General features: G+C 34.1%; 10 protein-coding genes and 1 pseudogene. 2 read left to right on the top strand and 9 right to left on the bottom strand.

Annotated features, from left to right (window positions below):
* The 6 genes from P163_RS14395 to P163_RS14370 form a co-directional block, all read right to left on the bottom strand.
* A complete protein-coding gene (locus P163_RS14395; protein WP_034892739.1) occupies positions 1 to 2,922 on the bottom strand; it encodes a glycoside hydrolase family 3 N-terminal domain-containing protein in 2,922 nt (973 codons plus the stop codon).
* A gap of 9 nt (positions 2,923 to 2,931) precedes the next feature.
* Complete coding sequence (locus tag P163_RS14390; protein WP_034892736.1) at positions 2,932 to 3,417, bottom strand: hypothetical protein; 486 nt, start codon at positions 3,415 to 3,417, stop codon at positions 2,932 to 2,934.
* A gap of 197 nt (positions 3,418 to 3,614) precedes the next feature.
* A complete protein-coding gene (locus tag P163_RS14385; RefSeq protein ID WP_034892733.1) occupies positions 3,615 to 4,406 on the bottom strand; it encodes a (Fe-S)-binding protein in 792 nt (263 codons plus the stop codon).
* 118 nt (positions 4,407 to 4,524) lie between these two features.
* On the bottom strand, positions 4,525 to 5,862 hold the full coding sequence (locus P163_RS14380) for a 4Fe-4S dicluster domain-containing protein (protein ID WP_034892730.1): 1,338 nt from the start codon (positions 5,860 to 5,862) through the stop codon (positions 4,525 to 4,527).
* 5 nt (positions 5,863 to 5,867) lie between these two features.
* On the bottom strand, positions 5,868 to 6,818 hold the full coding sequence (locus tag P163_RS14375) for an MlaD family protein (RefSeq protein WP_034892727.1): 951 nt from the start codon (positions 6,816 to 6,818) through the stop codon (positions 5,868 to 5,870).
* Between the two features lie 55 nt (positions 6,819 to 6,873).
* Entirely contained in the window at positions 6,874 to 7,998 is a 1,125-nt protein-coding gene (locus P163_RS14370; RefSeq protein WP_034892724.1) for an N-acetylmuramoyl-L-alanine amidase, read from the bottom strand.
* A 194-nt stretch (positions 7,999 to 8,192) separates the two neighbouring features.
* Between P163_RS14370 and P163_RS14365 the strand changes: the two genes are divergently transcribed.
* Both P163_RS14365 and P163_RS14360 read left to right on the top strand, forming a co-directional pair.
* Complete coding sequence (locus P163_RS14365) at positions 8,193 to 10,847, top strand: putative LPS assembly protein LptD (RefSeq protein WP_034894424.1); 2,655 nt, start codon at positions 8,193 to 8,195, stop codon at positions 10,845 to 10,847.
* A gap of 50 nt (positions 10,848 to 10,897) precedes the next feature.
* Positions 10,898 to 11,278, top strand: a complete 381-nt coding sequence (locus tag P163_RS14360; RefSeq protein ID WP_034892721.1) for a RidA family protein — start codon at positions 10,898 to 10,900, stop codon at positions 11,276 to 11,278.
* Here the strand turns inward: P163_RS14360 and P163_RS18625 are convergent.
* From P163_RS18625 to P163_RS14345, 3 genes and pseudogenes are all read right to left on the bottom strand, one after another.
* A pseudogene (locus P163_RS18625) lies at positions 11,271 to 11,612 on the bottom strand (methylglyoxal synthase). The gene P163_RS14360 and the pseudogene P163_RS18625 overlap by 8 nt on opposite strands.
* Positions 11,613 to 11,614: 2 nt before the next feature.
* Positions 11,615 to 12,601 carry a 6-phosphofructokinase gene (gene pfkA, locus P163_RS14350; RefSeq protein ID WP_034892715.1) on the bottom strand — a complete coding sequence of 329 codons (987 nt, stop codon included), beginning with the start codon at positions 12,599 to 12,601 and terminating at the stop codon, positions 11,615 to 11,617.
* Between the two features lie 101 nt (positions 12,602 to 12,702).
* Positions 12,703 to 17,028, bottom strand: a complete 4,326-nt coding sequence (locus P163_RS14345) for a translocation/assembly module TamB domain-containing protein (protein WP_231556207.1) — start codon at positions 17,026 to 17,028, stop codon at positions 12,703 to 12,705.
* Positions 17,029 to 17,030: the final 2 nt, after the last annotated feature.

Here is a 17,030-nt window from a genome sequence, read left to right as displayed (position 1 = left end):
TTAATTCTCAATAGATTCATAAATAACTTCCTGGATCTTAGACCTAATATCTTCTCTTATCAATTTACGATTATTAACATCAGGATTTACCCTATTAGATAAAAACACATATAAGATCTCTGTCTCTGGATCTACCCAGGCAAAAGTTCCGGTGAAACCGCTGTGACCAAAACTAGAAACCGAAGCACAACCACATGTAGGGCCGGACTTTCCAAGTTGTGGTTTGTCGAAACCTACACCTCGCCTTACATTTTTATCGCAATAATAGCAGGTATTAAATTTTTCTATGGTTTCGGCTCCTATATATCTCTTGCCTCCATAGAAACCATGATTCAAATACATTTGCATAATCTTAGCAACATCATTAGCGGTACTAAATAATCCTGCATGTCCACCAATACCTCCCTGCATTGCAGCGCCCTGATCATGAACATAGCCATGAACCAGTTGTTTTCTCCATAGATTATCATACTCTGTAGGTACAATTTGATCTGGATTAAATTTATCTAAAGGCAAGTAAGTTGTAAAATTTGCGCCCAACGGTTGATATATATATTCTTGAGTTATATAAGCTAAAGAAGATTTAAAATGACCTTCCAAATAATACTTCATTAAATAAAAAGGGAGATCACTATACTTGTATCCCAGCTTAGGCTCTAGTTTACTATCTCTAATTTCTGCTAGAATGGTATCTCTAATATTATCTCTAATAAACATATTCTCTGCCACTCTAAGTCCAAATCCTTCTCTCTTTTCATCACGATAAAATGAAGTAGAGAGCCTTTTTGTTTTGCTATCTAAAGTTCCTACGTAAAAAGGCAACCAGGCTTTTAATTTTGCGTAATGCATGAGCATATCCTGTAATCTGATCTTTGCTTTATTAGATCCTTTAAAAAATGGAATAAGATCTCCAAGTTTAGAATCGAAGCTAATAACTTTTTGCTCTTCTAATTGCATGATTAGAGGCAGCGAAGCGAGAATCTTGGTTAAAGATGCAAGATCGTAAACAGAGGTATCAGTAACTGGAAATGTCTTATCGTAAGTGTGATAACCAGCATTTCTTTCATAAATAATCTTTCCTTTCCTAGCAACTATTACCTGTAACCCTGGAGTCATTTTACTATCTAAAGCCAAAGTTATAAGAGAGTCTATTTTCTGAAGTTTCTCATAATTCATACCTACAGATTGTGGCATGCCGTAAGCCAATCTTTCTAAACTCTTGGTTTGATACCCTGTTCCAACAGGAAAATTATCCCCTAAGCTTACCGGTAACTTCCCTTTAGCTTCTAATGCCCCAAAGATAATCTGAGCAGATTTTTGTTGTGAAGCTTCACTATTTTGATAGCTCATAACAATACCTTCAAGATTGCTAGTAGATCTAAGGTCTGTTAAAGCATAAGGTCTGGCAAAAACATCTAGTATTGTATGATTACTTCTAGCTATTTCGTCTATATACCGCTCCTCTTCACTACTAAATTTGTAGCGTGCCCAAGGCGACGCATCAGATTTATGGAAACCAATGATCACTAAATTATACGCTTTTAATTTCTCTTGTAATTCGTCTAAATTTTCTGCCTTAACCCAATCTACCTTAGTGTATCGTGAAAGTTGATGCAGAAATGGAGTACTTTCTGAATCTCCAAAATTAACGTAAGCTATCTTTTTAGTCTCTAGATCTTTAATAGGGAGAATTCCTGAATCATTTTTAACGATGGTGATAGCATTTTCTATAAGCTCTTCGTAAAGAGCCTTATCATCTACAGTATTTAGATCGTTAATTAGGTTAGTAGTATCTACTGCAGTATAGTGTGCAAGTCCTGCCTGATATTTGGCTGAAAGAATCTTTTTTACAGAATATGCTAAGCGGGTATCTGTTATTTTTCCATTATTAAAAGCATCAAATATTTTAATAGAAGCTTTAGGAACATCTTCAGACATAGTAAGAACATCATTCCCTGCCATAAAAGCTGCTAGATCAATTTCACCTGGATTTTTAAAATTTGAAGCCCCTTTCATGTTAAGAGCATCCGTAAAGATCAAGCCTTTGAAATTCATTTTATTCTGAAGAAGCTCTGTCACTATGGGTTTAGATAGCGAAGAGGGCACGTCTTTTTCTGGATCTAGTGCAGGAACATCTAAATGAGCAATCATAATGCTATTAACCCCTCTATCAATAATTTTTCGGAAAGGATATAGCTCAATACTATCTATCCTCTCTTTGCTAAAAGATATAGTAGGCAAAGTTTTATGAGAATCTTTTTGAGTATCTCCGTGACCCGGAAAATGCTTAGCGCAGGTAAGTGCACCCATACTTTGCATCCCATTCATAAAAGCAATAGCTCTCTTAGATACTTCTTCTCTATCTTCTCCAAAAGATCTATTTCCAATAATTGGATTTTTGGGATTGGTATTAACATCTACATCTGGCGCGAAGTTTATATGAACCCCTAATCTCTTGGTATGACGTGATATGGCTGCACCAGCCTTCTCAATAAGTTTAAGGTCTTTTACAGCTCCAAGTGTCATGTTCCACGGCAAGGCAAAGGTAGAATCTAGGCGCATTGCTAAACCCCATTCTGCGTCCATACCAATGAGCAAAGGTACATTCGCCAATTCTTGAAATTCATTATTTAATTTTGCTTGCTGCAAGGGCCCTCCCTTAGAAAACAAGACCCCACCAATATGGTGATCTCTTATTAGATCTTTAATCTTCTCTGTCTCTTTTCGAGACTGGTTAGAAAAAACATCAACCATAAATAATTGACCTATTCTTTCCTGAAGGTTCATTTTGTTATATACACTATCCACCCATGCCTTTTGTTGCAACACATCCTTAGTTAATAATGGATCCTGTTGAGCAAAGATTGATATGGAAAAAGTGAAGAATAAAATTAAAATGAGAGATGTCTGTAGGGGCTTCATACAAACTCTCTATTTTAAAAAGCGATTATGCCAGCTTTCTGAAGCAGGGACTTCCCAATCTGTTAGATATTCAGATTTATTAGTTACAAGATTATTAAATACGATGGTATTTGGAGAAACAGCTTTATCTTTTGCCATCTTTCTGAAATCGATCAAATTCTTATAAGCCACATGTTCTCCTTGCTTATAGCTCACATTCATCTTATCTAAAAGATCTACACTGTAATCTTGTTCTAATTTTTGAATAAAATGAACAGATGCATCTATAGAACAACCGGTGGCAGCATTTAACTCCTGATCTAAAGCTAGGATGATAAATCTTTTATATCTAATTTCAAAGGAAGCTTTAAGATTAGCACCATGTGCCGTCCACTGAGAAATAAAATCTTCTAACTTGGTTGTAATTTCCTGAAGCTCTTGCTCAGAGAATGATCTATTTGCCTGGTAGATCCACACTCTAGATGAATCTGATAATTCCTTAAAAGGTACTAACATTTTTTTTGAGATTATATTTTTACAAAGCTACTTGATTATAAGATTAGCTTCAAATTTAGTACAAGTAAATTCTTCTTATTAACACCTAATACCTGTTAAAATTAGACATTACCTACGATACTTTTTACAAAATAAAAACCTCAAGACTTGGTCTCAAGGTTTTAGTTGATATTATATTTTAAAAGTTTGAATACCTATTATAGATCTTGAGCATTTGCTATCATCTCTGCAACATCCATTACTTCAATCTTATCTTCTTGATTCTTATTTTTAACACCATCTGTCATCATAGTATTACAAAATGGACATCCAGCTGCTATAATTTCCGGCTTAACTTCCATAGCCTGCTCTGTACGCTCCACATTTACATCCTTATTTCCTGGCTCTGGTTCTTTGAACATCTGTCCTCCACCAGCTCCGCAGCACAATCCATTGCTCTTGCACTTTCTCATTTCTACCAGTTCCACTTCCAGCTTTCGCAATAAATCTCGTGGAGCTTCATAAACATTGTTTGCTCTACCTAAATAACATGGGTCGTGAAAAGTAATACGCTTTCCTTTAAATTTTCCTCCTTCTACCTTTAATCTACCTTCTTCCAGTAAAGACTTTAAGAAAGTGGTATGGTGCATTACTTCGTAATTACCACCTAATGCCGGATACTCGTTTTTCAACGTATTAAAACAGTGTGGACAAGCGGTAACAACTTTCTTAATTTCATATCCATTAAGAACTTCAATATTAGTTGCTGCTTGCATTTGAAATAAGAATTCATTCCCAGCACGTTTAGCAGGATCCCCTGTACAACTTTCTTCTGTTCCCAAAACAGCAAAATCTACTTTAGATTCATGTAATAATTTGACAAAAGCTTTGGTGATCTTTTTAGCACGATCATCAAAACTTCCGGCACATCCTACCCAAAATAATACTTCGGGTTTCTTACCTTCTGCCATATACTCAGCCATTGTTGGAACTTTAATTGCTTCTGACATTTTTATAAACTTTACTTAGAATTCTTAATTTTGTGAAAATAAAATTGATAGTAAATACTATCAAAAGATTGATATTTAGCAAATTGGGAAGATCAACTAAATAATTAATTTAACCTATTTATTTTTCATTTGCCCAATTCAATCTATCCATTTGATTGTAAGGCCATGGAGCACCATTATTTTCAATGTTCTGTAATGCAATTGCCAATTCATTAGGCGCAGCACTTTCTTCCATTACTAAATAACGTCGCATATCTAAAATAATAGAAAGTGGATCAATACCTATTGGACAAGCCTCTACGCAGGCATTACAAGTAGTACAAGCCCATAACTCTTCTCTGAGGATATAATTATCTAAAAGTTGTTTTCCGTCATCTTTAAACTTCCCTTTAGTGTTAATGATCTCACCAACTTCTTCTAGTCTATCTCTGGTGTCCATCATGATCTTTCTTGGTGAAAGCTTTTTCCCGGTTTGGTTTGCAGGACATTGCTCTGTGCATCTACCACATTCTGTACAGGTATATGAATTTAATAATTGAACCTGATTGAGGTCCATCACATCGGAAGCTCCAAATTTTGCTGGCTCCTCTTCTGTACCTTCCTCTGGCATAGCATAAGGATCTGCATCTGGATCCATCATTAGCTTAACTTCATTAGTAACAGCTTCGAGATTATCCATCTCCCCTTTAGGAGCAAGTTTGGAAAAGTATACGTTAGGAAATGCTAATAGAATATGTAAATGCTTAGAATAATATAAATAATTCAAAAAGAAAAGAATTCCAACTATATGTAACCACCATGCTGCTCTTTCAACTATTATAAGAGTATCTGTACTAAAATTTTCAAACCAAGGACTTAAGTATTGACTGATAGGAAAAGAACCTACAATTCCAGATTCTTGTGCATAATGAGCCGCTCCGTTCAATTGTAATTGATAGTCTGCACCATTCATAACGATGAAAAGTATCATTAGGACCATTTCAAAGTATAAGATATAGTTAGCATCATTTTTTGGCCACCCTTTTAATTCTCTACTTAAAAATCTATAAATATTTAAGCTATTTCTTCTTATCCAAAAGATGATTACACCAACAAATACTAAGAATGCCAAAATTTCAAAAGTACCTATTAAGAAATTATATCCTCCACCAAGGAAGGAGAGAATTCTATGAGTTCCAAATACACCATCTATAACGATTTCGAGAACTTCTATATTAATAATTATAAATCCTAAGTAAACTATAATATGCAAGAAACCAGAAATTGGCTTTTTAACCATTTTAGATTGCCCTAGTGCAATTCTTGCCATTTTCGCAAAACGCTCTCCTGGTTGATCGTTTCTATCTATCTTTTTTCCAAGTTTTATATTTCGAATAACCCTCCGAATATTTCTGGCAAAAAAAAGGATTCCGGCAACAAGTCCAATTAAAAAAACAATCTGAGTAATAATTTGCATAATCTCTATTTTAAAGAATCTTTTGGCTTATCATACGATCCCGGAGATTTTCCGAAAACTGAGAAGTGAACATATCTTTTAGGATTTAATTTGATATCCTGTAGTAGTTGTTCCATTTGTTTGGTAGCACGGTCTAGATTATCATAAACCCTATCATCTGTAAGCAATTTACCTGCAGTTCCTTTTCCGCTACTCAAATTATTAGAGATCTCTTCAAAATCTGCTATAACTTTCTCAAGATCTCTTCCCATACCACTTAGATCAATTTGAGAAAGACTATCAGAAAACTTATTGAAGTTTGTAGACATTTCATCTAAATTGGTAAATGTATGATCTAATTTTTGAGAATTACCATCTACAATACCATTCAAAGATTGAGCAGTAGCTTTAAAAGAAGCTACTGTTAAAGCAAGATCATCAAAAGTTGCTTTTATGTTGTTACGAGTTTGTGGATTCAACACCTGGTTTAATGCAGTAACCATAGAGTCTGCACTAACTATTGTTCTCTCTACTTTTACCTGTAAGGGTGTTAGGCGCTCATTTACCAATTCCATGATTCCTTCTTCAATATCACTTGGCAATGTATCCCCTGTTTGAGCCATTTGGCCTCGTTCATATTCAGGAACAATAGCTAAAGACTTACCTCCAATAAGCCCACCTCCATATATTTGAGCCAGACTGTTCTTAGAAAATCTAAAATCACTATCCACGCTAAAGGTTACTAATAAGAGACCACTTTCATTTAAGAAATCTATTGTATTTATCTTCCCAACCTTTAAACCATTAATAGTAACTGCAGAAGATGGAGATAATCCTTCTACATCTGCATACACAGCATAAAATTTCCGGCTTGAATCTAAGAGATTTTTACCTTTAAGAAAACTATATCCAAATATTAATATTACTATAGCAACAATGGCCAGGATGCCAGTTTTAACCTCTTTAGTATATTTCAAAAGTTCTATTTTTTAGAATGATTGCAAATTTAGAAATAAATATAGGAAAGTACTGCTATTTGCCTTGGCTTTTTAACGCCTCATTAACGGTAATCTTCTTACCATCCTTGAATGCAACCACATAACAAGACTTATAACCTTTAGATTTTGCCTTTTTCTGAAGATCTTGAATTTGATTATAACTTGAAGTAGCCCCGTAATAATATTTATAGAATTTACCTTCTTCTTCTCTAAATACAGGTTTTAAGCCCTTAAAATTAGAAGATTTTGGTTCTAACTTCTTAGAACTAGCAGCAAGTTGTACTTTAAAGGTAATTCCCTCAAAAGCGTCTTCAAAAGCTGTAGGAGCATCTACAGTTGTTACTGCAACGGGAGCATTAGATTCTAAATTATCTAAAGCAGCCATGTTTATACTTCCGCTATAGTCTTTGATAGCATCTACAATAGCATCTGCCATTTTAGACTGCCCGTTAGAACTATTTAAAAAAGGTCCTTCTTCCCTATTGGTAAGAAATCCGGTTTCAATAAGTACACTTGGCATATAGGTTTGGCGCAGAACTAAGAATCCAGCCTGTTTTACACCTCTATCATTTCTTCTTAGTTCTTTGGTAAATTTCTTCTGTACATAATCTGCCAATAATATACTTTGATCTAGATATTCTTCCTGCATTATCTGCATACCTATATAAGACTCTGGAGAATTAGGATCAAAACCATCATAGGTAATATCATAATCCTCTTCTAGAAAGATCACAGAGTTCTCTCGCTTAGCAACTTCAAAGTTAGCCTGGTTACGGTGTAATCCAAGTACAAAAGTTTCGGTACCGTAAGCCTGGGAATTATGAGCATTACAGTGCACAGATACAAATAAATCTGCTTTAGCATCATTAGCTATATCTGCCCGCTTATCTAACTCAATAAAAACATCATTACTTCTGGTATAAATAACTTTAATGTTATCATTTTTCTCCAGTTCTTTTCCCACCTTAAGGACAATACTTAGGGCTATATCTTTCTCATTAAAACCTCCCCCCCTATTTCCAGGGTCTTTTCCACCATGACCAGCGTCTAAAACCACAACAAATTTTGGTTTAGGTTTGGTATTAGAAATAGGTGTAAATGCAACTAATAAGGTTGAAATAAAGAGTATTGCAATAAATGTAAGTAGGTTATTTTTCATAAAAATAGTAACGATAGAATTAGGCTTATTATTTTATTCTGTCTTTTTTTGTATTCCGAAAAGGAAGCTTAAAAAATATATGTAATTTTGGATATTCAAAAAGCAAGCCATTCTTTACAAAAATAGCACTTAAAGCATTGCGAACATACTCACATTATATACTTTTTTCTTGTGTTTTTTTGCTCTTAGCTCCAATATACTCATTGGCGCAAGAAATTAAACCAGGTGGTAATATTATTCTTGAAAAAGATAGAGATAACGTTGTAACAGTAAGTGATTCTCTTTCAATTGCCGGCCAAATCATTCAACAAGACACTATAAAAACCGATACTGTTAAAAAAGCTCCTGCACTATTAACTGATATCGTAAACTACTCAGCTGAAGATTATATGCGCTTAAGCGTAAAAGAGAATAGAATGTATCTTTATGATAATGCACAAATTACCTACGATGACATGGTAATAACTGCTGGTATGATCATTTTAGACAACGAAAAGAAAGAAATTTATGCTTACGGTATACCAGATTCTACAGGTACCTATTCTCAACTTCCAGTTTTTACTCAGGCTCAAAATACAGTAAAGCCAGATTCTATCAGATTCAATTTTGATACTGAAAAGGCCTTGATCTATAATACTAGAACAGAAGAAGGTGCCTTTAAAGTGAGAGGAGAAATCACTAAAAGAGAGAATGATTCTGTTTACTTTATGAAGAATGTAAAATTTACTACTTCTACCAACGAAGAAAATCCAGATTACTATTTTTATGCTAGGCGAATAAAATTTGTTCCAAACAAAAAAATCGTTACAGGATTAGTAAATATGTATATAGCAGATGTGCCAACACCTCTAGGATTACCTTTTGCATATTTTCCATTAACAGATGAGCAAACCTCTGGTTTTATTCTACCCTCTTTTGGAAATAGTAATAATCGCGGTTATTTTCTTCAAAATGGGGGGTATTATTTTGCTATAAGTGATTATGTAGATCTTTTAGCATTAGGAGATTATTATACAAACGGAAGTTACGGCCTGAGGTTACAATCTAGTTACGCTAAGCGTTACAGCTTTAGAGGAAATTTAAACTTCAGGTATGAGAACTTATTAGATAGTGAACGCGGCTTTCCCGATTTTGCTCAGAGAACAAATTATAACATTCAATGGTCCCACAGTCAAGATTCTAAAGCTAACCCAAATTCGAGATTTTCTGCCTCTGTAAACCTTGGAAGTAGTGATTACTATAGAGAATCTGTTAATCAGGCTAATACGGGTAACTTTTTAAATAACTCTTTAAATTCTACAGTGTCTTACTCCAAGACATTTCCGGGAGAGCCGCAAGTTAATTTTAGCGCCACAGCCACACATTCTCAGAATACTAATACCAAGGTTATAAATATGACTTTACCTACGGTACAAACCAGTGTTTCTAGAGTATATCCATTCGCACCAAAATTAGGTGCTAAAAAAGGATTGATTGAGAATATAAACTTTCAATATAACTTTAGAGGAGAGAATAGATTTGTAACCACAGACTCTTTATTCTTTAAACCAGAAATGTTTAAAGACGCAAATTTTGGAGCTCAACACACTATTCCCGTTTCAACAAACTTTAAACTATTTAAGTTTCTAAGTGTTAGTGCTAATGCTAATTATGAAGAAAATTGGGTTTTCAAAACTTATGAGAAAACCTATGATCAAAATTTAAGAAGAGAAGTTATAGATACCGTTTCTGGTTTTGATTCTTATAGAACCTATGGATTTAGCACCGGAATTGGTACCACTATTTACGGAAAAGTGAATTTTAAAAAGGATAGTAAAATACAGGCGCTACGCCATGTTATAAGACCTAATATTAGTTACAATATCAATCCTGGATTTGATCAATATTACGATCAATATACCATTTTTGATGAGCAGGATCAAACGCTTACAGAACGCGTGGTAGATTATTCAAGATTTCAAGGTTCCCTTTATGGTGCTCCGGGAAGACAATTTTCTAGCTCTATAGGATTGTCTATCAATAATACCTTAGAGGCCAAAGTAAGAGATAAAGATAGCACTGCTACAGAACCTAAGAAGATCACGCTATTAAATAACTTTAGCATGAGTACTGCCTACAATTTAGCTGGAGATTCGCTTAAATTATCTCCTATTGCGCTTAGAGGAAGTATTCCGGTAATTCAGAACAAATTAGATATCAATTTGGCGGCAAATTTAGATCTATATGCTTTAGATAATAATAACCGTAGAATAGACAAATTGAATATTAATAATGGAGGTAGTTTATTTAGATTTACCTCTGCCAATGTAAGTTTTGGGTATTCATTTGCAAGTACAGATTTTGACAAGGACACTAAAAATAAGGACAAACAAGAGAATGATACGTTTAGAAATGGTGGAAGACCAGATGATCTTTTTGGAAAAGGAACAGATCTAGATGGTAGATTCTATGATGAAGAAGAGGATGTATTTGCTAAAGATGGAGATGAATCTTCTAATAACACTTGGTACAATTATGATATTCCATGGAACCTTACTTTAGCTTATACCATGACTTATAGTAACAGGACTAGAGAAAGCGAAATCACTTCTCATTCCATCATGTTTTCTGGAGATGTTGAGTTATCTCCAAAATGGGTTGTAGGAGGTTCTTCCGGGTTTGATATAAAAGACGGTGGCTTTACTTATACTCAGTTACGATTTCAACGAGATTTAGATAGTTGGAGAATGAGCTTTAACTGGGTTCCCTTTAGCGAAAGAAGCTCTTGGTATTTCTTTATTGGAATTAAATCTTCTATTCTTAGCGATATTAAATATGATAAACGACGTGAACCGGATAGAAGATTATAGTGATTCTTCATCTTAAAATAATATAGCTACATACACCAAAAAATAATATTATGAAAAAGATAATTAATACCTCTAATGCCCCTGCTCCTATTGGCCCTTATAACCAAGCGGTACTTTCCGGAAACATGCTTTATACATCTGGGCAAATCGCTTTAGATCCTAAAACAGGAGAACTTAAGCTAGGTAACATTAAAGAAGAAACTGCCTTAGTCATGGAAAATTTGAAGGCTATTCTAACCGAAGCAGGAATGACCTTTGACAATGTGATTAAAACTTCAATTTTTATAAGCGACATGAATAATTTTGCTCAAATAAACGAAGTTTATGCCAACTATTTTAATGCTGAAACTGCTCCTGCCAGAGAAACGGTTGAAGTAGCAAATTTACCAAAATTTGTAAATGTAGAAATTAGTGCTATTGCTGTTAAATAGCCGTTAACAATAATGTTACTGCAGCAGGATTTGTAGCAATAGGTATATTATGAACATCACATAACCTCATGAGGATGCTTATCTAATGGATCTCCAAAAAAGATCACCATGTCTATTTACCCTTCTGCAACTCTAGATGCTATTTGCGCAACTCCTCCTATAGGTCCGGAAAGCAACTTTTCCACTTCAAAACCTGCAGCTTCCGCCTTAGCTCCGGTGGTTCCTGTAGCTACCAGATTTAAACCTTTGGCACGTAATGCACATTCTTGTTTTCGTTTAAGAATTGTACCATTTCTGCTTTCTTGCCATTATGGGCAATTATTGCTATTGTCATAATTAAGTAGATAAAATATCAGAAATTCTGAGTAGTTCTTTATTTATATCGTGTTTACTTTTCAAAGCTTTTTCTAAACTACAAGATTCTACTTTATTATTAACCAAGCCAACCATCAAATCACTTTTCCCATCCAATATTAATTCTACTGCTTTTACGCATAATCTACTTGCAAGTACTCTATCAAAACAAGATGGGCTCCCTCCTCTTTGAATATGACCCAAAACGGTAACCTTTGCATCATAATCTAAATTGCTTTGCTTAAAATATTCTGCAAGTTCAAAAACGTTTTTTCCAATTTTATCACCTTCAGAAACTACTACAATGCTCGAAGTCTTTCCAGATCTTCTGCTTCGCTCTAAAGAATCTAATAATCGCTCTAATCCCAGATCTTCTTCAGGAATCAAAATTTCTTCGGCTCCTGCTCCAATTCCGCTATTTAACGCTATAAACCCGGCATCTCTCCCCATAACTTCTACAAAGAATAATCTATTGTGAGAGCTTGCGGTATCTCGTATCTTATCAATAGCCTCAACTACTGTATTTAATGCAGTATCATACCCAATCGTAAATTGAGTTCCATAAATGTCATTATCTATAGTTCCCGGAACACCAATAATAGAGATATTATGTTCCTCACTAAATACCTTTCCTCCTCTAAAGGTTCCATCACCACCAATTAGAACCATAGCGTCTACTTCTGCTTCAATAAGATTATCTGCCGCTTTCTGTCTTCCTTCTGGGGTTAAAAATTCTTTTGATCTAGCAGATTTTAGGATGGTTCCTCCACGGGTAATAATATTCCTAACACTTCGGGCATCTAAAATTTCATAATCTCCTTCAATCATTCCTTGAAATCCTCTATAGAATCCAACACATTCTGTATCATAATAAGCACAAGCTCTAACAACAGCTCTAATAGCGGCATTCATTCCAGGAGAATCTCCGCCGGAAGTCATTACACCAATACGTTTGATCTTTTTTGACATTTTTTAAAAATTATATATTAAAATTACAAAGTATTAGTAATAATTATAGTTGATATTAAAGAGTTTCATACAAATTTAATTTAAAGCAAATTAAAAAAACTCTATTGTTTTGGGAAAACTATATAATCTGGAGCTAATGATTTCGCAGACTCTTCCTGCTCTTTTTCTTCGGAAGATTTAGCAATTTCTTTATTTAAGATCTTTCTGATCAATTCTTTAAAGGTATCGAAATCTACAGAGTAAGAAAGACCAACACCTTGTGTAAAACCTATTTCTTCTCCTATATACTGAATATTATTTTCCCTATTAAAAACTTTTGCTCTCAAACTCCCATCTTCATTAAGTAAGAATTCTATTTCTACATCTCCAACAACTACAGATTCTGTAACACCACCAACCGGAATACCTACTTGCCCATTTATTAGCACTCTATTACTAATTTGAGTAGATAGTGTAAGACCAAATCTATCTACCGTTTGTTGATCTGGAGTTCTATCTCCCTGAACGTAGTTTACACCCACCTGAAATTTTCCATCTTCATCTGCAAAAATATCATTTACTAAACTAGAAGCTCTTTCTACAAGAGTTCCAGTAATGGCATTCTGTCCAATAGCAAACTCACTATAGAAGGAACCTTGAGTTACTAAGAACAAAGCTTGCAATTCTCTACTGGCGCGATCATTCATTCTGTATTCTAATTCTGATCTTACTGCAGAACTCGCATTTGGAAATTGAACATTAAATGTTATATCTGGTTGCGCGATCTGCCCTTGTAAAAGTATGATCACTTCTACCGGGATCTTTCTATTTATTGAAGGGTTTTCTAATAATACAGCAGGATTTGCATCTACTTCATAAATAGCACTCACATCGAGATCTGCCTGCGTAGGGTTACCATCCCAGTTTATGCTACTACCAGATTTAACTTGAAATGATTTTTGTACCAGTCCAGCATATTTAAAGTTATATACTCCTTTATAGACTACAAAGTCTCCCCACATATTAAATTTACCCTTGGTATTGATCTCTATCAAAAGGTTACCTGCACCTCTTCCTCTAAGCGTGCTTCCACTAGTTTGATCTATCACCACTTCAACTTCTGCCTCATTAGTAACATCTAGATCGAAATTTAGTTCTAATCCCTTTACATCTGGGATCTTTAACTCTCTACCTGCTAATCTATTTGCCTTCTCCTCCGGACTTAAAAAATGTATATAAGAATTATCTCCAATAGATTCCTTGGTGCTAAGCGGGATCTTAAAAAGCGTTCCCTTAGCTGTAGAGGCATTTACATCTATAACAAGTTCATCTGTAGGTCCTACTATACTAGCAAATCCGTCTATATAGGCAGTACCATAATACAGGGCATCTTCTTCTGCTTTGGTATCTAAAACCACAATTCTATCACTATTTATAGTAAGGTCTAAAAACCATTTTCTAAAATTCTTATGAGAAATGTTACCGTCTAAAACTCCTTCCGTCTTATACTTAACATCTACCATATCAATTTTATCAAAATTGAACTGCTGTTTAGTTAGATTTATAACTGCATCATCTTTAAGGTCAAAATCTACATTGAGATAAGGAATTCTAAATCCTGCATTTGCAAGGTTTAATTTTCCTGTAATATCTGGGTTTTTGTAACTACCCGTAACTTTGGCATCCCCTGTAACCAAACCTCTAATATTATCTATAGCTTCTCCTCCTAACGGACTAAAAGCAACCAGATTGAAATCCCTTAAAGCAACGTCTAGATCTATGGTTGGATTATTTCTACCTACATCTATTCCACCTTTCGCATTTAAAGATTCAAACCCTTGATTTTTAAGGGTGGCGTCTACGTTATAATAGGTTAGATTCTCATTACCATCTACATTTAATCTTAAGTTCCCCAAAAGCGTCTCGTTAACTGTTAAGCTGTCTATCTTTAAGCCCGTGTTAGGAAAATAGGCACCTTTTTCCTGAAGTAAATGCAATTTCCCATTAAGAGTTCCCGCAATATCTAAACTGTCTATATCTGGAGTGATCTTGCCTATATCTACATCTTCAAATTCTATTCTAAAATCTTTATAGGTTGTATCCCTCAAAGATCCGCTCATTTTTATGAGTTCATTCTTATGGCTTAATACCAAAGAGTCTATTACCAGATCATTAAAACTATTGTCAAAAACGATCTTATTATTCTTGTTATTAGTTTCATTTAAGAACCAAACATTGTCTTTAAATTTTACATCAGATTTTTGAATACCTACTACAGATTTGTTATTCTCATTTATGGTATGAAAAAAGTTTAAATTAAAAACATCATCATTAGATTTACCTCCCTGAAATTCAGACCTTATAAATAAAGTATCTCTAAGAGTAACGTTAATTAAGCTAAATTCTGAAAAATTATAATATTCTGTAGAAACACTATCTGCCTCTACGAATGTATTATAGATAGGGTTGGTATTATCTACCTGCACATTAATATCTTTCATCATATTTCCAAAGGCTTCTATCTTTGGAGATCTAAATGTGAGCTTAAATTCAGACTCATCAGATTCTACTCTACCCCGAATAAATGTATTTGGAGCTAACGTAATTTCAGGATAAAAAACCTCTACTATCTTATTATAAATATTGAAGTCAAATTCCATATACTGATTATTTGTAATGGTATTTGGACGATAATTGGTATAGATACTACCTATAGAATTTTCAATAAGCGCAGGAACTTCAGAAATTTTGAAGTTTCCTGTTACTTCTCCGTTTATTACATCTGGAGAATTCACAGCAATCGTTCTAACATTGGTAGAATCAAAACTAGAAGTTACACTTAGATCGTCAAAATAATACAGGTCATTTTGATTGTTATAGGAAGTGTTTATTAGCAAAATATTACCAGAAACGTTATCAATGTTAGTTCCTTTCATATTCATAATAACATCTCCTTTAAATATCGAAATGCTGTCTCTTTTTATGAAATTAAGTTTATTAAGATCTGCATAGCCTACAGATGCTTCAAAATCATACACATCATCTTTACCAGATATATCTACCAATCCATTAAATTCCATCTTAAGGTTTGGGTCTTGAGATACCAAACTTCCATTATAAATAGAATTCCTAACAGTTCCCAGTACCAGAATATTGGTATAGTTATAATTGTTATAATTTATTTTGGAGATCCTTCCTCTTACTTTGGTATTTAAGCTTTCTGAAGTAAAACCTTTACCGTCTATATTTAAATCTAAACTGGCTTTACCTAATGTTTTCTGATCTAATAATCTTCCTATATTGAATTCATTGAATACTAAATTCCCTTTATAGGTGGTCTGATTAGAATTATCAAAATTTCTCAAAATCATATCTGCTTTCACAGATCCTAGTTGCGTATTTACAAAAATATTGGCGTCTAAAGAATTCTTGGTAACCGTGGTTTTCCCCTTTACACTTAAGTTTCCAAACTCTGTTAAAGAAGCCGGAAGTTTATCTTTTAAGATACCCGGAAGTAGGTTTACGAGATCATAATAATTGGAAGTAAGATCGTTTAGATCTCCAGTAATTTTAAAATCTTCTGGAGTAAAGGCCCCTTTAAAAGCAATTTTCCCTACCAACCTACTTCTATCCATACCGGTAAGTTCAAGGTCTTCTAAAACAAAATCATTTAAAGTTCCTTTAAAATGAGTGGTGATATTTAGGTCTTGATTATCGCCAAAGGGAGGATAGAAGTTTTGAAGATCTATTGTAGAGATTTCAGATTGATTAAATTGGGCATCAAAATTAACTTTGTTCAGAAAATCTGAAAAATCTTCTAGAACATAGTTCATTGTTATCTCACCTTCTACATTAGAATAAGGCGTAATAAGCTCTAAGTCTTTAAGCTGCATTCTTGTAGGGCTGTAAGAAAAATTGGTGGCTAACTTCTGAATGTCAAAGCCTCGCCCTTCTTTAGCTTTTAGTGAATTTATCTTTACACTTACATCGCTATCTAAAATATGCAGTTCTTCTGCATCTATTTGAAGCTCTCGTAAACGTACGATCTCCGGATTTTGATTATTTTCATCTACAAAACTATAATACCCATCTTCAATGCTAATAGTATTAATTAAGAGCTCAAAAGTTTTAGGGTCTCCCGATGGTTCTGTTTTTAGTTTTTCTAGAAGTACACTCACATTATCCTGATCTTCACCTTTATACCGTCTCATCTTTAAAGTGAAATCCTTAGCAGTTGTAGCACCTAGATTAGGATTATTATTAATAATATTGGAAATACCCAGAATTGAAGTTCGTAACTCCTGAATGTTTAAGAGTGTATCTTGGTGATGATCTTCTACATAAATCTCGTTCAGTTTTACTTTACCGAAATAAGATAGACTTACCCTTCCTACAGAAACCACCACGTTAGAGTTTTTCTGAAGAGAATTTGTTAACCTTTTTGCCACCG

Source organism: Gillisia sp. Hel_I_29 (assembly GCF_000744275.1).
Lineage (GTDB): Bacteria > Bacteroidota > Bacteroidia > Flavobacteriales > Flavobacteriaceae > Gillisia.
Note: the sequence above shows the minus strand (reverse complement) of the source record. Positions and strands in the feature narration are given on the sequence as shown.